17 protein-coding genes are annotated in these 17,067 nt (G+C 44.7%); 3 read left to right on the top strand and 14 right to left on the bottom strand.

Features of this window, described 5'->3' with window-relative positions:
* Positions 1-360: 360 nt before the first annotated feature.
* Positions 361-1,986, top strand: a complete 1,626-nt coding sequence (locus AC07M6_RS15720; RefSeq protein ID WP_494890994.1) for a glycosyltransferase family protein — start codon at positions 361-363, stop codon at positions 1,984-1,986.
* Between the two features lie 92 nt (positions 1,987-2,078).
* Positions 2,079-2,486, top strand: coding sequence for a hypothetical protein (locus AC07M6_RS15715; RefSeq protein ID WP_494890992.1), 408 nt, complete (start codon positions 2,079-2,081; stop codon positions 2,484-2,486).
* 1 nt (position 2,487) lies between these two features.
* Here the strand turns inward: AC07M6_RS15715 and ispF are convergent, their stop codons facing one another.
* Positions 2,488-2,970: a 2-C-methyl-D-erythritol 2,4-cyclodiphosphate synthase gene (gene ispF, locus AC07M6_RS15710; protein ID WP_494890990.1), complete on the bottom strand. Its 483-nt coding sequence runs from the start codon at positions 2,968-2,970 to the stop codon at positions 2,488-2,490.
* Between the two features lie 2 nt (positions 2,971-2,972).
* Entirely contained in the window at positions 2,973-4,166 is a 1,194-nt protein-coding gene (porV, locus tag AC07M6_RS15705) for a type IX secretion system outer membrane channel protein PorV (protein ID WP_494890988.1), read from the bottom strand.
* 233 nt (positions 4,167-4,399) lie between these two features.
* Between porV and AC07M6_RS15700 the strand changes: the two genes are divergently transcribed.
* Positions 4,400-6,112 (top strand): SUMF1/EgtB/PvdO family nonheme iron enzyme, encoded by a 1,713-nt coding sequence (locus AC07M6_RS15700; protein WP_494890986.1) that lies wholly within the window; start codon positions 4,400-4,402, stop codon positions 6,110-6,112.
* A 141-nt stretch (positions 6,113-6,253) separates the two neighbouring features.
* Here the strand turns inward: AC07M6_RS15700 and AC07M6_RS15695 are convergent, their stop codons facing one another.
* From AC07M6_RS15695 to AC07M6_RS15640, 12 genes are all read right to left on the bottom strand, one after another.
* The gene (locus AC07M6_RS15695; RefSeq protein ID WP_494890984.1) at positions 6,254-6,751 is read right to left on the bottom strand and encodes an acyl-CoA carboxylase biotin carboxyl carrier protein subunit; all 498 of its coding nucleotides are present in this window, start codon (positions 6,749-6,751) and stop codon (positions 6,254-6,256) included.
* Between the two features lie 6 nt (positions 6,752-6,757).
* Positions 6,758-7,417 carry a DUF4159 domain-containing protein gene (locus AC07M6_RS15690; protein ID WP_494890982.1) on the bottom strand — a complete coding sequence of 220 codons (660 nt, stop codon included), beginning with the start codon at positions 7,415-7,417 and terminating at the stop codon, positions 6,758-6,760.
* 8 nt (positions 7,418-7,425) lie between these two features.
* A complete protein-coding gene (locus AC07M6_RS15685) occupies positions 7,426-8,133 on the bottom strand; it encodes a 16S rRNA (uracil(1498)-N(3))-methyltransferase (protein WP_494890980.1) in 708 nt (235 codons plus the stop codon).
* Between the two features lie 11 nt (positions 8,134-8,144).
* Positions 8,145-9,485: a hemolysin family protein gene (locus tag AC07M6_RS15680; protein ID WP_494890978.1), complete on the bottom strand. Its 1,341-nt coding sequence runs from the start codon at positions 9,483-9,485 to the stop codon at positions 8,145-8,147.
* Between the two features lie 9 nt (positions 9,486-9,494).
* On the bottom strand, positions 9,495-10,040 hold the full coding sequence (locus AC07M6_RS15675) for an inorganic diphosphatase (protein WP_494890977.1): 546 nt from the start codon (positions 10,038-10,040) through the stop codon (positions 9,495-9,497).
* Between the two features lie 17 nt (positions 10,041-10,057).
* Positions 10,058-10,714 carry a DedA family protein gene (locus tag AC07M6_RS15670; RefSeq protein WP_494890976.1) on the bottom strand — a complete coding sequence of 219 codons (657 nt, stop codon included), beginning with the start codon at positions 10,712-10,714 and terminating at the stop codon, positions 10,058-10,060.
* Between the two features lie 53 nt (positions 10,715-10,767).
* Entirely contained in the window at positions 10,768-12,150 is a 1,383-nt protein-coding gene (locus tag AC07M6_RS15665; RefSeq protein ID WP_494890974.1) for an NADH-quinone oxidoreductase subunit N, read from the bottom strand.
* A 24-nt stretch (positions 12,151-12,174) separates the two neighbouring features.
* The gene (locus AC07M6_RS15660; protein WP_494890973.1) at positions 12,175-13,659 is read right to left on the bottom strand and encodes a complex I subunit 4 family protein; all 1,485 of its coding nucleotides are present in this window, start codon (positions 13,657-13,659) and stop codon (positions 12,175-12,177) included.
* Positions 13,656-15,578 carry an NADH-quinone oxidoreductase subunit L gene (nuoL, locus tag AC07M6_RS15655; protein WP_494890972.1) on the bottom strand — a complete coding sequence of 641 codons (1,923 nt, stop codon included), beginning with the start codon at positions 15,576-15,578 and terminating at the stop codon, positions 13,656-13,658. Before nuoL ends, AC07M6_RS15660 begins: the two co-directional genes overlap by 4 nt.
* Positions 15,579-15,677: 99 nt before the next feature.
* A complete protein-coding gene (gene nuoK / locus AC07M6_RS15650; RefSeq protein ID WP_494890971.1) occupies positions 15,678-16,007 on the bottom strand; it encodes an NADH-quinone oxidoreductase subunit NuoK in 330 nt (109 codons plus the stop codon).
* Positions 15,991-16,500, bottom strand: a complete 510-nt coding sequence (locus AC07M6_RS15645) for an NADH-quinone oxidoreductase subunit J family protein (protein WP_494890969.1) — start codon at positions 16,498-16,500, stop codon at positions 15,991-15,993. Before AC07M6_RS15645 ends, nuoK begins: the two co-directional genes overlap by 17 nt.
* Before the next feature lie 60 nt (positions 16,501-16,560).
* Entirely contained in the window at positions 16,561-17,058 is a 498-nt protein-coding gene (locus AC07M6_RS15640) for a NuoI/complex I 23 kDa subunit family protein (protein ID WP_494890968.1), read from the bottom strand.
* Positions 17,059-17,067 lie beyond the last annotated feature (9 nt).

Raw genomic sequence — 17,067 nt, 5'->3', positions numbered from 1 at the left:
TGTTTGTGGGAATGGGCTTAATGGCAAAATATTCCCATAATGATGGATGGAGTTCGGTTAAAAAGTACTGGATTTATTTGGTTGGCCTTGGGATAATTTCGCTGGTTATAAACATCATCAGATATTTGATATAAGTTCGCATACGGCATTAAAACCAATAATCAGGCCTTACCTCGCCAGCATACGGCCAAACGTATCAATACACCGCACATATTCTAACCTACCGGTACTTTAAACAGTTATATCACATATTTCAACCCCATTTTAAAATACTAATTTTTTAGTTTAAATTAGTCGGTTAGTAAACCAAATCTCAAGCAAATATTCCCTTCAAAAAAAAGCAAAACCCCGGCTTAATAAATGAACCTCAACCCTATCCTGCAATACTTTAAAAAAGATCAGCACCGCATTTTAATATTAATTACCTGCCTGTTTGTAGTAGTATTGGGCACTATGGCCTTTATAACGCCGCCCGGTATAGACCCCGACCCCTGCTGGGGGTTTTTAGTTATGCATGGCATGGAGCAAGGCCATCCTTTTAATATGCTGGTAAGCCCCGATCCGCATAATATTGCCAAAGATCACTATGAGTTTTTAGCCTGGTGGTCGCCGGGGCAATATCTTTTGCCTTATTTTTTCAAAACGCTATTCGGGGTTAATAACGGCCGTGCCGTAGCGTTAACCATTACCACTTGCGGTTTATTGGGCATTGCCGGGTTTTATAAGCTGTTTACGCGGCTGGGATTTTCTAAATGGCTATCGGCCATCAGTGTGGCTTTTATAGCCAGCCAGCTATTTTCTTTTATGGCATTTACCTATTTTACCGGCGGCGAAGTTTTGCTTTTTGCTTTCCTGGGCTGGTTTTTATATGGCTGCTTCGGCATTAAAAATATAAACTGGCAGGCTTTAATCTATGTGTTTATTGGCGGGCTGATCGGCTTTATTGCAAAATCGTCGGTATTATGGATGTTTGCCGCGGCTGTTGGCTGTATATGGGTAAACGTATCGCTTAACCAAACCTTTTACAGCAACAAAAAAACATTATGGGATCATAAGCAAACCCTGTGGACCTGGTTAAAAAACGGCTTGTTATTGGCCATTCCGTTTATCAGCGCTTTAGCGGTTATTTATATTTGTTACCTCTCCAAAGGCGACAATCCAACGTCCGACCAGGGCCCTGTCCTTATCCGGCCCGAAACTTTTGGCTTTCCGCTGGCATCGCCTATGGTCGCCGGTTTTTCAGTGGATGAATTATTTCACGGACTGATCTATCAAACCGATGCGCCAACCATCTCTTATCACTGGGCGGTAATGCTATTATTTGTTTTTTCGGCTTGCTGCATCGCTTATCTATTTTTTATCGGCAGGCTTTCGCCCGATAAAAAATATGTGATCGTAGTGATTAGCTTTTATGTTTTAGGCACCCTGTTCTTTAGTTATATGTACCTCAAACAGGCAACCATATCGTACGAGGGGCGGCACTTCCGGATGATTGGCCTGTTGTTTATGCCGGGTTTTATTTACCTGTTATTTAAAACCAAACTAACCAGGGTACTGTTTTTTATGCTATGGGGGGCTTATATCTGCATAGGGGTTGTTACTTTTTATGTCAATTATAATGGCAATAAGCTATCGCCAAAAGGCCCTTCTGGATTAAGCCAGCAGGTATATGACAAGGCTACAATTGATGAACTGCTACGGTTAGATAACCTGTACCGCAACAATGCCGTTTTTGTGGTAACAGGGCCGGACATGGCCATGGAGATTAAACAAAACCGTGTGATCACCATCGATGATGAAACACCCGAAAGCATCTATACCACACAAAAGTTTGCCGGCAAAGCGGGTACGCTTTATATCTTCACCCCCAATAATTATAACAAAAACGGTAAACTACAAGCCATTATTAAAAGCTTTGTGGGGTATCACCACTTTACGTTTAAGCATATTGGGAAGGATTATTGCTTGTCGACCGCCAGGGATTAGGCAGGGACTTTACGATCATACATCAAATTTTTATTTTTAATTATGGAATTATCCATATCCCTGCATCCTACCGGTATAAACGATATCAAACCATGAAATTCATTTTACCACTTATCGCCCTGTTGCTTATATCCGGCTTCGCTTCAGCACAAAAAGAATTGAAGCCATTGATAGATCCGGGTACACCGGGAAAAGATGTGATTATCCGGATATGCGCGCCCAGTAAGGGGGAATTACTGCATCCGCCATTATACCTCATTTATTCGCACAACCGGTTGATCTTTAAATCGGATACATTCGCAAATACGGCACCGCTTAATGCCTTAAATCCACAGCACTTCAAATCTATTAATATCCTGAAGGATAGCGTATCGCTTAGTAAATACGGCGGTATAGCCAAAAATGGGGTAATTGAAATTTACCTGGACGATGAGAAATTTCCGGATGCTTACAAGGCTTTTACAGCTGATTCGGTAAAAGTTAAGCTCAAACACAAGTAGGTTAGATCTTCTCGATCAAACAAACCGCATAAGCCACTACGCCTTCTTCGCGGCCTATAAAGCCCATTTGCTCGTTAGTGGTAGCTTTTATGGAGATATCGTCCTCGTCAATACCGGCTGCCCGGGCAATATTGGCCTTCATGGCGGGGATATGCGGGTTTATCTTTGGCGCCTCCAGGCAAACCATGGCATCGATATTGCCAATTGCCCAACCTTTATCTTTCAGCAGCACCATCACATGCTGCAATAGCACCAGGCTGCTGATGCCTTTCCAGCGGTCGTCGGTATTTTTAAAGTGGAACCCAATATCGCGCAGGTTAGCCGCGCCAAGCAAGGCATCGCAAATGGCATGTAAAAGCACATCAGCATCCGAATGCCCGTAAGCGCCCGATGTATGCTGCAGGTTTACCCCGCCCATAATAAAAGGGTGCTGTTGCTTTAGCTGGTGCACATCAAACCCAAACCCAACTTTAATTTTAGCCATTATTACTTATTTGCATTTTTCGATCCGCCGAAGTTAACCAATACCGAGAAACGCAGGGTATTTGATAGCGGGCTTTTTTGCTGGTTAGCAGCCAGGTAAGAAAAATCGATATTAAAGATATCATACCTGAACCCCGCGCCAAGGGTAAGATATTGCCTGTCGCCTTTGGCCGGATTTTCGTAAAAATAGCCGGTGCGCAGGGAAAATTGCTTATTGTATCGGTATTCCAGTCCGGGCGAGTAGCTGATCTCTTTCATCTCCTCGCTAAAACCACCCGGCGCATCGCTGAACGAGCCGAAGATGCCCGAAACTACCGAACGGTTATCATCTGTACCGCTGATGATGTTGCCGCTGTTATCGCGAATGGGGGGCGTTGGTACTAATAGCTTATTGATATCAAACGTCAGCGTAAATTCGTTATAATCGTCAATATACCAGGTGTTGGCGGCGCCTATCTTCAGGTTGGTTGGCAAAAAGTATTTCACACCGCCGTCCGAGTAGCTGATCTTGGTGCCAATGTTGGAAATATCAACCCCAAAGGCAAAAAGCGCGTCGCGGCCAAATTGCTGGGTCTTTTTGTTATAATACATGGAAACATCGGCAGCTATGGCACTGGCCGGTTTGGTTTGCTGTCCGGATGTAAACGCGCCGTTTGAAAGGCTCGAATGGATATACCGCCCGGTTAACCCCAGCGAAAAAGTTTCGCCAAACTTACGGGCTAAAGAAACATCGAATGAAAATTCGCTTGGGCGATAGGTACCCTGGTCGTTCTGGTTTACATCAACCAGCTGGATAGAACCCAGGTTAAAATAACGCAGGGACGCGCCTAAGGTATTACGATTATCCAGTTTATGGGCAAAGCTTAAATAGGCCAGGTCAACATCGGGTACCAGGCGCCTTAACCATGGGCTGTATGATAAAGACAGATTATTATCCCCTTCAATAAAAGCCAGCTTTGATGGGTTCCAGTAGTTGGCATTTACATCCGGCGATAAGGCTACCCCGGCATCGCCCATGGCACCCGAACGGGAATCGGGCGAGATAGACAAAAAAGGCACCCCGGTTACAATGGCATTTGAACTGCTGCCATTGGTATTTGTACCGGTTGGCCCAACTACCTGCGCCCTTAAACCTAAGGGCAGCATAATCGCGATAAAAGAGCCAATCCTTATAAAACCAGGGGAAAAAATCTTCATATTAACTTGTTTCAGTTTTTACGCGCCGGTACATTCCTTACCGTGCGAAAATAACGTATAAATATAAAATAACTTATTGCCAATCAAAATTATTCCATTATTTATAACTTAAAGTTTTAATTTTCGTTAAACGGTAATTATTGTAGTACCATTTAAAAAATAAAGCCTATTTTAGAATTGGTATTAAATTTCAATTTTTTAACTAAATTTACGCTCTGATTAATTGTAATTGCATGAAAATGATTTTTAGCAGGTATGCATTAGTGCTGTTGGGCTCTGGATTGTTGCTGGTTAGTTGTTCGCCAAAACAACAATCGCCAACTACAGGGATGCGATATAATGACAAATACAATGGCGGTTTCCAGGTATTCAGGAAAACACATCCGGCCCCGGGCCCTGGATTGGTTGCAATTGAAGGCGGCACCTTTGTATTGGGCGGAAGCGCAGGCGAAGACGTTACCTACGAGTATAACAATGTGCGTAAAAGGAAATCGATCTCTACATTTTACATGGACGAGACCGAAGTTTCTAACAACGACTGGCGCGAATACCTGTACTGGCTGCAAACCAATTTCCCCGAAGACCGCGAGCTTTACTATAATGCCATACCTGATACACTGGTTTGGAGAAGGCCGCTATCCTATAACGAACCTTATGTAGATAATTACCTGCGCGGTTCGGCATTCCAGGATTACCCGGTTGTGGGTGTAACCTGGGACCAGGTGCAGGATTACTGCGACTGGCGTACCCAGCGCATGAACGAAAACATTTTGCGTAACCAGGGCCAGCTGACAACCTGGAAACAAAAGGCTACAGCTAATAACCCAAATGCCAATGCTGCTAACGCGGCTAATGGGGCCGCTCCTGTTACGGCAACAGCAACAACAACAACAACTGGCACTGTTAACCCAGCCACACAGCCCTTTAATACAGAAATATATCTTAACGGCCAATACAAAGGTGAAGGTATCGATGGTAAAAAAATGCCGAAAGACCTTAACCCACGTAATGATACATCGGCCTTGGGCAAAGGCAAAGCAAGAAGGCCTGTACGTAAAGAAGACGGGATCCTGCGCCCCGGCTACCGCCTGCCAACCGAAGCCGAGTGGGAATACGCGGCTATGGGCCTTATTGGCAATACCCAATACGAAAATATTACCGATGGTAAAGTATATCCATGGAATGGCATGGGGGTACGTTCGCCTAAAGCCCGGACACGTGGCTTAATATTAGCTAACTTTAAACGCGGCGGCGGTGACAATGCCGGTGTAGGCGGTTACCTGAATGATAAAGCCGACATTACAGCCCCCGTACGTTCGTACCAGCCTAATGATTTTGGCTTGTATAACATGGCCGGCAACGTAAACGAGTGGACCAACGATACTTACCGCCAAACTTCTTTTGAAGAGACCGACGATTTTAACCCTTTCCGTGGTAACCAGTTTACCAACAAGGCTTATGCCGACGCGGTAAAAGGCGTATATGCAAAAGACAAATACGGACGGCCAATAAAAACACCTGCTAAAGGCACCAGGAAACAAACCTGGGAAGAGTTAGTGGCCGAACAACAGGCAGCCTCGGGTAAAGCAGCCGGTGCGCCAGCAGCTACCAATGCACCGGCAATTCCCGGAGTAACGCCTAAAAATCCAATAGCAGGTAAAGCTTATACAGCTGATGTACGTGGCTATAATGATACTGTTAACACTACATTATACGGTGTTACTACATTGATCAGCGATAAATCTAAGGTATACAAAGGTGGTTCATGGAATGACAGGGCATACTGGCTAAACCCTGCTACCCGCCGTTACCTGGATGAAGATGATGCCAGCGCCGAAATTGGTTTCCGTTGCGCCATGAATTATGATGGCCCGCCCGAAATTAACCCATCCGGTAAACCACAGTTCAGTATAAAAAAACAAAAGAACTTTAACCCGAAGAAATAACCAAACGCAAAAGGCCTCCGATTTTCATCGGAGGCCTTTTGCGTTTGTAGTGATCAGTTAATCAAAGATTAGTGATTAGGCTACCAATCTCAAATTAACTAATCTCTAATTAACTAATCCCTAATCTCTGCGCACAGCTCACTAAAACACCATCAGCACCTGTCCTTTTTCTACCTTATCACCCGGCTTTATTTTTATGGTTTTAATGGTTACATCGGCAGGGCATTTAATAATATTTTCCATCTTCATGGCTTCCAGGATAAACAGGTTATCGCCCTTCTTTACTTCGTCGCCTTCGTTTACAAATACTTTAAGCACCATGCCCGGCATGGGGGCCTTTATTTCGCTTATTTTCGAACTATCCTTGCTGCTCATCCCCAACTGGTCCAGCAGCAGGTCAAACTGGTCTTTAGCTGATATTTCGTAAGTGTTGCCATTAACCTTTATTTCGGCTGTTTTAGCCGCTGTATCAAGGCCAACCACCTCAACGGTATATGAAGCCATCTCATGGATGATATGATAACTAAGCGCACCTAATTGCCTGATATCAGCATGGACAGGGCTGCCATTAACAGTCAGTACCCCCTTATCCCTTTTAGCCTCAAAGTTTAGCTTATCGTTTACTTTTATCTGGTACATGGGCCATTACTGTGTTAATACATATTGAATCATATTCGCGCCCATTTTGAGCGCTTTCAGGCGGGCTTCCTGCGTATCGCCCGCATAGGTGCCAAAATCTTCCCAGCCGTTACCTAAATCGCATTCATAGGTATAATAACATACCAGTCGTCCTTTGTATATCAGGCCAAAACCCTGCGCGCGGGTGCCATCGTGCTCGTGTATTTTAGGCAGCCCTGCCGGGAAATCATATTTTTGGTGGTAGATGGGATGGTTAACCGGCAGTTCCACAAAATCCAGTTCGGGGAATACCCTTTTCATTTGCGGGCGTATAAATTTATCCAGTCCGTAATTATCGTCGATATGTAAAAAGCCGCCGCCGGTTAGGTATTTGCGCATATTGCGCACCTCAACATCACTAAATATTACGTTGCCATGCCCGGTCATAAACACAAAGGGGTAGTTAAACAGTTCGGCGCTGCCCGCTTCCACCACCTCATCATCGGCCTGGAAATTAGTCTTTAAATTCTCATTACAAAACTTAATCAGGTTGGGCAGGGCCGTACGGTCGCCATACCAATCGCCGCCGCCACTATACTTTAGCTTAGCCATACGGTAGCCGGGGGTATTAAAGCCGGTAAACAGCCCAAACATCAACAGCAGCGCAATCCCTATCTTCAACTTCATATCTATGGTTAGCGGTTTAAAAAGTTTATCTCAAAACAAGCTTCCAGCGCGGCGGTTTCGGTGCGCAACCTGCTTTCACCTAAAGTTATGGCTTTAAAACCATTTTGTAAAGCATCGGCTACTTCTTTTTCGGTAAAATCGCCTTCAGGGCCAATCATCACTAAATAGTTACCGTTTAGCTGCAGCTGATCTTTCATTTCCACCTTTTCACCATCGGCGCAATGGGCCACAAATTTTTGCCCGGCAAATGGTTGCGACAGAAACTTATTATAGCCAACCGCTTCGCTCAATATGGGATGATAAGCTTTTAAGGATTGCTTAATGGCCGATGTAATGATCTTATTCAACCGGTCAACCTTAGCCTCCTTACGTTCGGAACGTTGGGTGATGATCAATGAGATCTCATCGATACCAATCTCGGTTGCCTTTTCCAGGAACCACTCCAGCCGGTCTAAATTTTTGGTGGGCGCAACAGCTATATGCAGGTAATGGTTACGTTTACCATATTCAGTAATCACCGAGTTAATATGCAGGATGGTACGTTTGGGATGCGCGTCGGATATGGTAGCGGTGTATAAACCGCCTTTGCCGTCTATTAGGTTAACCTGGTCGCCTTTATCCAGGCGCAGCACCCGGGCGCAATGCTTGCTTTCCTCTTCGGTTAAAAACCAGGCTTCGTTTTGCGGGGTAATATCGGGGGTATAAAACAGGTGCATCGGCAGGCAAATTAATGCAGGTCTACCGCGTCTTCTTCGTTCAGCAGCAGTTCCAGCTTAACAGATTCAATATTCTGGTCTGATTTTTTCAGGACGGTAATATTATAGCCATCGGCTTCCCGCTGTTCGCCCACTTCGGGTATCTTGCCAAAAATTTCGCTTACCCATCCGCTTACGGTATCAAAGTCGCCGTCCTCGGGCAAATCATGCGGCAGGTGGCTGTTCACATCATATATAGATGCTACCGCGTTCACAATAAACTCGCGGTCGCTCACCTTATCTACAATAGGTTTTTCCTCATCAAATTCGTCCTGGATCTCCCCTACCAGTTCTTCCACAATATCCTCCAGGGTAACCATCCCGGCGGTGCCGCCAAATTCATCCAGCACAATGGCTATCTGCATACGCTTTTGCTGCAGCTCGGCCATCAGGTCGTTAATCTTCTTGGTTTCAGGGATAAAGTACGGCTTGCGGATAATATCCCTGAGTTCAAAATTAGTGTTACGGGCCAGCAAGGGTAAAATATCTTTGGCATGTACCACGCCCACAATTTTATCAATGCTATCCTGGTAAACAGGCATGCGCGAGTAACCTTCGGTAATCAGCAGTTCCAGCAATTCGGCCTTAGGTGTATCTATTTCCATACCCGATATTTTGGTACGGGGCACCATGATATTTTTCACCACACGCTCGTTAAAATCAAACACGTTCTTGATCAGTTCGTGCTCGTTTGAATCCAGCGCGCCGCTTTCTTTACCCTGCTCTAATAAATACTGTAGTTCTTCCGAACTATGATGGGCTTCCTCGCTTACACTGTTAATGCCCACCAGCTTTAAAAGGAAAGTGGCGAAGCCGTTAAGCAACCATATAGCCGGTTTAAATACCACAAAGAAGAAACGCAATGGTGCCGCTATAGCCAACGTAGTGCGCACCGAACGCTGAATAGCGATAGATTTAGGGGCTAACTCGCCAAACACAATATGCAAAATGGTGATGGTAATAAACGCTACAACATGGCAGGTATTAATCACAAATTTAGAAGTGATAACAACGCCAAAAAACTCAAACGCGTTGAGCATAATGTTGGTTACCACTTCCTCGCCGAAGACACCTAACGCCAGCGAGGCAATGGTTACGCCCAACTGGGTTGCGGCCAGGTAGCCGTCCATATTGTGCATAATTTTGCGGGCCAGTTTGGCAACGGTACTGCCCGATTTAACCTGTAACTCTATCTGCGAACCACGAACGCGAACTATAGCAAATTCAGCAGCTACAAAAAACCCGTTCAGCAGAACAAGGAAGATTGTTAGGAAAACGTATAATAAGCTAATGTGATGATCCGGGGGAGCCATTAATTTTTTTTATTGTTCGACTTTGAAAGTAGACTTATAAAGTTCTAAACTTTCCTTAATTACTTTATACGCATAAGGCTTACCTAAAAGGTGCTCTATGGTTACGTTTTTTTCTTCCAGCGCTTTATAGTCCTGGAAAAAGCGGACGATTTCTTTCATGGCATGCGGCGGCAGCTCGTTCAAATCGTCGATATAGTTAACCGACATATCGTTTTTTGCTACCGCGATAATTTTATCATCCTGCTCGCCGTTATCCACCATGTGCATTACGCCAATTACTTTGGCTTCGATCATAGACATAGGGTAAACATCGGCACTGCAAAGTACTAATATATCCAGCGGATCCTTATCATCGCAATAAGTTTGTGGAATAAAGCCATAATTAGCCGGATACATTACCGATGAAAACAGTATACGGTCTAATTTCAGTAAGCCCGAATCCTTATCAATCTCATACTTAGCTTTTGAGCCTTTTGGTATCTCGATGATCGCGTTCACAAAATTAGGGATATTCTCTCCTGGCGATACCTGGTGCCATGGGTGTTGTGTACTCATTTTTATATTAAATATTATTATTCTTTATTTGTTTTATCGTCCTGCGTATCCGAAAGGCTTTTTCGCTTTACAAATGCTATAATAAGCGGTATGCTGGTCAGCACAATCAGGCCAACAACAACATACTGCAGGTAATCCTTTAACCCGGGGTATTTAAGGCCTAAAAAAAAGCCGGTTAAAGTAAGGATAGTTACCCATGCTACACTCCCTATAATGTTGTATAGGGTAAACTTTTTAAGATCTACTTTTACAACACCTGCAAAGATAGGTGCAAAAGTTCTGATTATGGGGAAAAATCTGCCTAAAACCAGCGCCATGCCTCCATATTTCTCATAAAAGGCCTCTGCCATTACTACATAGCGCTTTTTAAAGAAGATAGATTCATTTTTGGCAAACAGCAGGGGCCCCGTTCGGTAGCCAAACCAGTAGCCGGTATAGTTGCCCAAAATGCCTGCAACAATTAGCGAAACGATCAGTAAATAAATAGGGACATCTAAAACACCGGTGGCGCAAAACAATCCGGCCATAAATAAGAGATAATCGCCGGGTAGAAAAAACCCGAAGAACAATCCCGTTTCCGCATACACAACAATAAGTAAAAGATAGAATCCCCCAGTACTTATGATGGAATTAGCGTCGGTTAAATTTTGCAGGTGCTCCCAGATACTTTCCATTCGTATTTAAGTAAAACTACAAATATTATTTAATTTGTAATCAATACTTAAGATTAAATAAGATTGGATATAAAGCCCGGATAGATACCGATAACCAGGGTGATAATAGCTGATAAAGCCAGCACCACCTGATAATAAGCCGGTATACTTAATTCGGTACGCTCGGCACTGCGGAAATACATCGCCACGATAACCCGGAAATAGTAGAAGATGCTGATAATGGCATTTACCACCGCTATAACGATCATCCATACCTGCATTTTAGCCATAGCGCCTGAGAACATAAAGAACTTGCCCATAAAGCCGGCCGTAAGCGGGATGCCCGCCAGCGACAGCATAGCCACCGTTAGTACAAATGCCAGGAAAGGGTTACGTTTGCCTAAACCATTAAAGCTCTCAAAATTATCGTTACCGGATTGCTGTTGAACTAAGATGAGCACCGCGAAAGCAATAATAGATGCTACCGAATAAGCTGTTGCATACACAAACACGGCGCTGTTTGAACCAACGCCTAAAGCTACGATAGCAAACAGCAGGTAACCCGCGTGCGATATACTGGAAAATGCCAGCATCCGCTTAAAGCTATGCTGGTAAAGAGCGGTGATATTACCAATGCACAAAGTAAGGATGGTAATTACCATTAACACCGGCGCCCACAGATCAGCCAAGGAGCCGAAGCAGGTAGAGAACAACCTTAAAAAGGCGGCAAAGCCCGCGGTTTTTACTACGGTTGACATAAACGCGGTGATAAGCGTTGGCGCACCTTCATACACGTCCGGTGTCCAGAAGTGGAATGGCGCGGCGCCTATTTTAAAGCACAGGCCTACTATCATCAGCATAATGCCGGTATAAAACATCGGGTCAACCGTTTTGCCGGCATGGGTAAGGGCCCAATTGCGGATCACATCCAGGTCAAACGAACCGGTGGCGCCGTAAATTAAGGTAATACCAAATAACAGGAAACCGGTTGAAAAAGCACCCATTAAAAAGTACTTCAGGGCCGATTCATTCGATGCGAAATCATTCTTTTTGATACCGGCGAGGATATATAAACTTACCGACATGATTTCGATACCGATGAACAGCATAGTCAGGTTATGGTACGATACCATCACCACTATCCCCGCAAGGGCAAATAAAATAATAGCATAATATTCGGCCACATGGCTGCTGATCCGCTCGAAGTAATCTTTCGAGAGCATCAGGATCAATATGGTTGACAGGATGGTAATAGCCGAAAACGCGATGGCGAACCTGTCAAATATCATCATACCATGATAAATGGGCAAGGCAGTTGTGTTCCACTGCGCAACTGCTAAACCCAACGCAACCAGCAAACCAATAACGGTAACCGGCAACAGCGCGTTTTTAGCTTTGTACAAGCCCATGTACAACAGCAGTATCGGTAAAACAGATATGAGGATGAGGGTATTCATTTTTATATTTTAATTATGGCTGGGTTAATGCGGCAAATTTACTGCAGCGCCAACCGGACCTAATTTTTGATTAACACTATTGATCAGCTGCGTTACTGAAGCTTCGGATAAATGCAGGATAGGCTGCGGATAAAAACCAATTACGATGATCAGCGCGCAAATAATCACCATCACCACGCGTTCGCTGCCGGTAATATCGGTAAAGGTAATGGTGAGGTCGTTAGTTGGGCCCTGCATTACATTTTTGTACATGCGCAGCATATAAACACCGCCTAATATAATAGTAGTACCTGCCACAACAGCCAGTTTGATGTTATAATAGTACACACCGTTCAGCAATAAAAACTCACCGATAAAGCCGTTGGTTAATGGTAATGCCACTGTGCCCAGCGTAATAATTAAAAATGAAGTGGCAAACCACGGCGCATTTTTAGCAATGCCGCCTAAAGATGCGATATCGCGGGTATTGAGCTTACGGCTGATGATATCCCACACAAAGAATAATCCAACCACGTTAATAGCGTGACTCAGCATTTGGATCATGGCGCCCTGCACACCGTTTACATTCCAGGCAAATATTGCGGCCGATATCAGGCCAACGTGCGCTATAGATGAATAGGCCACCAAACGCTTACCATCCTTTTGCCTGAAGGCAATGATGGAAGCATATACGATACCGATAACCGATAAAGTGATAGCGATGGGATAATACTCGTTAAAACCCTTTGGCGCGATGGGGATCAACCAACGGATAACACCGTAGATACCCATTTTGAGCATAATACCCGATAACATCATGGTACCGCCTGCGGGTGCTTCTGTATAAGTATCAGGTTGCCAGGTATGGAATGGAAATATCGGCATCTTAATAGCAAAAGCCAGGAAGAAAGCCCCAAACAACCACATCTGGTTTTTAGCCGGGATATTCAGGCTATAAAACTGGTGTATATCAAATGTTCTTTCGGGGTTGATGCTGTACAGGTATAACAAGCCTATCAGCATAAACAGCGAACCGGCAAAAGTATAGATAAAGAACTTCAGCGTAACCTTTATCCTGTTCTCGCCGCCCCATAGGGCCGATATAAAATAGATCGGTATCAATGCCGCTTCCCAGCCTACGTAAAACAAAAAGCCATCCAGCGCGGTAAATACAACCAGCAGACCGGTTTGCATAAACAATATCAGCGCGTAAAATATATTGGCTTTTGAATAATCGTGCTTAAAGGTGGTGAGGATAATAACAGGCACCATCAGCGTGGTTAACATCACCGGGATAATGCTGATCCCATCAATAGCTGCGCTAAAATAAATGCCAAATTGTGGTATCCAGGGCAAATCTACCGCAAACTGCGCTGTAGCACTTGGAACAAACTTAGCTAAATAAAATACAGACAGCGCCAGTTCGGCAACAGCGAAAAACAGGGCCGCATACTTTGCCGTTTCATTTTTCAGGAAAACAAGGGCAAGGGCAGCCAGCAGTGGTAAAAAAATTAAAATCGTAACCGTCATTTTGTTATATGCAGCATATCCGTTAATCCCAGACTATAAACCAGTACGGCAATAATGCCCACTACCATCATAAAAATATAGAAACCTACATTGCCGCTTTGCAGCAGGCGCAGGCTTTTGCTACCCTCAACCGGGGCAGCGCCTATCCCATTCACTAAACCGTCAATCCCCATTTTATCAACCACCTTATAAAGGAAATCGGACGCGGCATCCAGCGGTTTGCGGAACAGCATATCGTACAATTCGTCTACATAGAATTTTTTGTATGATAGGGTAGCCAGCAGTCCGCGTTCTTCACCGTCGCGTACCGGTACATGGCTGTTTTTAATGTATTTTATATAAGCGTAAATTAATGCCAGCAGGGCGCCGCCAACAGAAATAGCCATTAAGGTCATTTCGGTACTGGCCGGTAATTCTGCAACTTCTTTACCCGTAACACTTTTAAACACAGGCGCCAGGAAGTGCGCTAACTCGTGGTGCCCACCCAAGGCATGTGGCACGCCGATCATACCGCCTACCATAGATAGTATAGCTAATACAATTAACGGAATAGTCATACTGGCCGGCGATTCATGCAGGTGGTGCTCCTGCTCACTTGTCCCGCGGAACTTGCCAAAGAAGGTCAGGAAGATCAGGCGGAACATATAGAACGATGTGAGCATTGCGGTAAATACACCGATGCCGTACATTACTTTGCTATGCTCGTAAACATGGGCCAGTATCTCGTCCTTAGAGAAGAAGCCCGAGAATGGCGGGATACCTGCAATAGCGATGGTACCGATGAGCATGGTCCAGGCCGTAACGGGGAGCTTTTTCCAAAGGCCGCCCATATTACGCATATCCTGCTCGCCGCTTACCGCGTGGATAACCGAACCCGCGCACAGGAATAATAATGCTTTAAAGAACGCGTGCGTAATTACGTGAAAGAAGCCGCCGGTGAAAGCACCTACGCCCAAACCTAAAAACATATAGCCTAATTGCGATACGGTTGAATAAGCCAGTACCTTTTTAATATCAGTTTGCGTTAGGGCAATCAGCGCGGCAAATAAAGCCGTTGCTAAACCTACAATGGCAATAACATCCATAGTAGTTGGCGCCCAAACAAACAGCGCGCTGGAGCGGGCTATCATATAAATACCGGCAGTAACCATGGTAGCCGCGTGGATCAGCGCCGATACAGGAGTTGGGCCGGCCATCGCGTCGGGCAACCAGGTAAACAACGGGATCTGTGCCGATTTACCGGTTGCGCCCACAAACAGTAACATAGTAACCAAAGTAATTGTCCAATAACCGTGTGGCACTAAGTGAGCCTTTGGAAATATGCCGGCAAATTGCACGCTATCAAACATATTAGCCATCAGGAATATCGCGATCAGGAAACCCAAATCGCCGATGCGGTTCATGATGAAGGCTTTTTTAGCGGCATCGGCATAGGCCGGATTAGTATACCAGAAACCGATCAACAGGTATGAGCATAAGCCTACACCCTCCCAACCGATAAACATAATGACATAGTTTGAGCCTAATACCAACAGCAGCATAAAGAAGATAAACAGGTTTAGATAAGCGAAAAACTTACCGAAGCCGGCATCATCATGCATATAACCGATAGAATATAAGTGGATGAGCGTACCTACGCCGGTAATGATGAGCAGCATAATAGCGCTCAACTGATCGACCAGGAAGGCAAACGGAATATGCAGCGTGCCTGCATCTATCCAGTTATACAGTACCACGTTGATGGCCTTGCCGGATGAATGGATCTCCATGAAGGCGCTTAAACTGATACCGAATGATACGAATACCAGGAAGGTACCGACAAAGCCGATAACACCTTTTGACAGCACATTGCGGCCGAGTCCGTTAAACACAAACCCTAACAGCGGTAATAAAGGAATAAGCCAGATATATTTATCCATAGATTTAGCCCCCTAACCCCCTAAAGGGGGAACAAAGTGGTCTTTAATTTTATATTTAACAATGCCTTCCAAACTCCCCCTTCAGGGGGCAGGGGGGCTTTACCATTTCAATTTATTCAACACATTAATATCTATCGAACTTGTATTACGATAGATCATAACGATGATGGCCAAACCTATCGCTACTTCGGCGGCGGCCAGGGCCATAATAAAGAATACAAATACCTGTCCGCTGGCATCGCCGCGATAAACCGAGAATACGGCCAGCAGCAGGTTCACCGCATTCAGCATCAGCTCAACCGACATGAAGATCACAATAGCGTTGCGGCGTGTTAACACCCCGATAACCCCTATCGAGAACAAAATGCAGCTTAACAATATGTAATGGTTAAGCGGCACGTATTTAACCGTATTAAAAAAACTTTCCATCGGGTTGCTTTTCACGTTTAGCCAGTAAAACCGCGCCCACCATGGCTGATAACAGCAGGACGGACGAAATCTCGAACGGCAATAAAAATTCGTCGAATAATACTTTACCTAAATTTTTTACTAATCCTAAGCCGGGGTTATCCAGTACAACTGGCTTTGATACCGCTGATAACTTAAGTGCCCCAAACAGCGTAGCTAATAAACAGCAACCGCCAATAACACCGGCAAATTTTACAATATTGCTTTTGGCCGGTTCCGATTCTACGTTGAGGTTTAGCAGCATTAGCACAAAAAGGAACAATACCATAATGGCGCCCATGTAAACAATAAAGTTTACAATGGCTAAAAACTGCGCGTTCAGTAAAATATAATGGATGGTAATGGTAAAAAACGTAAGGATGAGGTACAGTACGCTATGCACCGGGTTTTTTGCAGTTATCACCAATACTGCAAACAGTATGGATAAAAATGCGATGAAGTAAAATATACTCATGTTTGTGTTAAATATTACCTGGTCCCGCTTATAATTGCCGGGCAAAGGTATAAAACTTCTCTATTGATTTAAGGGCGCCTCTACTAATTTGTCTTTACCGTATATAAAGTCTTTCCTCAGCATATCAGATGGTACAATATCCCCGTCAAGATAGATGGCTTCTTTAGGGCAAGCCTCTTCGCACAGGCCGCAAAAAATGCAGCGCAGCATATTAATTTCGTATACGGCAGCGTATTTTTCCTCGCGGTATAAACCTTCTTCACCTTTCTGGCGCTCGGCAGCCGTCATGGTAATCGCTTCGGCCGGGCACGATAGTGCGCATAAGCCGCAGGCCGTACAACGCTCGGCGCCATTTTCATCGCGCTTTAACGAGTGCATCCCCCTGAAGTTTTCAGAGAACTCACGCTTTTGCTCGGGGTAACGGATGGTTACGTCTTTCTTAAAAAAGTGTTTGATGGTAATTGCCATGCCTTTAACAATAGCAGGCAAATACGACCGCTCGGCCAGGGTAAGTGGCTTTACTTCTAAAACTTTCCGTTTATTACTTAGTGGTTCCATCTCAATCTC

This window comes from Mucilaginibacter sp. GW821-FHT07H05, assembly GCF_059418485.1.
Note: the sequence above shows the minus strand (reverse complement) of the source record. Positions and strands in the feature narration are given on the sequence as shown.

What these genes read in the sequence shown, in the direction of transcription:
- AC07M6_RS15720 (WP_494890994.1), top strand. Translation starts at nt 361, where the DNA reads ATGAACCTCAACCCTATCCTGCAATACTTTAAAAAAGATCAGCACCGC.
- AC07M6_RS15715 (WP_494890992.1), top strand. Translation starts at nt 2,079, where the DNA reads ATGAAATTCATTTTACCACTTATCGCCCTGTTGCTTATATCCGGCTTC.
- ispF (WP_494890990.1), bottom strand. Translation starts at nt 2,970, where the DNA reads ATGGCTAAAATTAAAGTTGGGTTTGGGTTTGATGTGCACCAGCTAAAG.
- porV (WP_494890988.1), bottom strand. Translation starts at nt 4,166, where the DNA reads ATGAAGATTTTTTCCCCTGGTTTTATAAGGATTGGCTCTTTTATCGCG.
- AC07M6_RS15700 (WP_494890986.1), top strand. Translation starts at nt 4,400, where the DNA reads ATGAAAATGATTTTTAGCAGGTATGCATTAGTGCTGTTGGGCTCTGGA.
- AC07M6_RS15695 (WP_494890984.1), bottom strand. Translation starts at nt 6,751, where the DNA reads ATGTACCAGATAAAAGTAAACGATAAGCTAAACTTTGAGGCTAAAAGG.
- AC07M6_RS15690 (WP_494890982.1), bottom strand. Translation starts at nt 7,417, where the DNA reads ATGAAGTTGAAGATAGGGATTGCGCTGCTGTTGATGTTTGGGCTGTTT.
- AC07M6_RS15685 (WP_494890980.1), bottom strand. Translation starts at nt 8,133, where the DNA reads ATGCACCTGTTTTATACCCCCGATATTACCCCGCAAAACGAAGCCTGG.
- AC07M6_RS15680 (WP_494890978.1), bottom strand. Translation starts at nt 9,485, where the DNA reads ATGGCTCCCCCGGATCATCACATTAGCTTATTATACGTTTTCCTAACA.
- AC07M6_RS15675 (WP_494890977.1), bottom strand. Translation starts at nt 10,040, where the DNA reads ATGAGTACACAACACCCATGGCACCAGGTATCGCCAGGAGAGAATATC.
- AC07M6_RS15670 (WP_494890976.1), bottom strand. Translation starts at nt 10,714, where the DNA reads ATGGAAAGTATCTGGGAGCACCTGCAAAATTTAACCGACGCTAATTCC.
- AC07M6_RS15665 (WP_494890974.1), bottom strand. Translation starts at nt 12,150, where the DNA reads ATGAATACCCTCATCCTCATATCTGTTTTACCGATACTGCTGTTGTAC.
- AC07M6_RS15660 (WP_494890973.1), bottom strand. Translation starts at nt 13,659, where the DNA reads ATGACGGTTACGATTTTAATTTTTTTACCACTGCTGGCTGCCCTTGCC.
- nuoL (WP_494890972.1), bottom strand. Translation starts at nt 15,578, where the DNA reads ATGGATAAATATATCTGGCTTATTCCTTTATTACCGCTGTTAGGGTTT.
- nuoK (WP_494890971.1), bottom strand. Translation starts at nt 16,007, where the DNA reads ATGGAAAGTTTTTTTAATACGGTTAAATACGTGCCGCTTAACCATTAC.
- AC07M6_RS15645 (WP_494890969.1), bottom strand. Translation starts at nt 16,500, where the DNA reads ATGAGTATATTTTACTTCATCGCATTTTTATCCATACTGTTTGCAGTA.
- AC07M6_RS15640 (WP_494890968.1), bottom strand. Translation starts at nt 17,058, where the DNA reads ATGGAACCACTAAGTAATAAACGGAAAGTTTTAGAAGTAAAGCCACTT.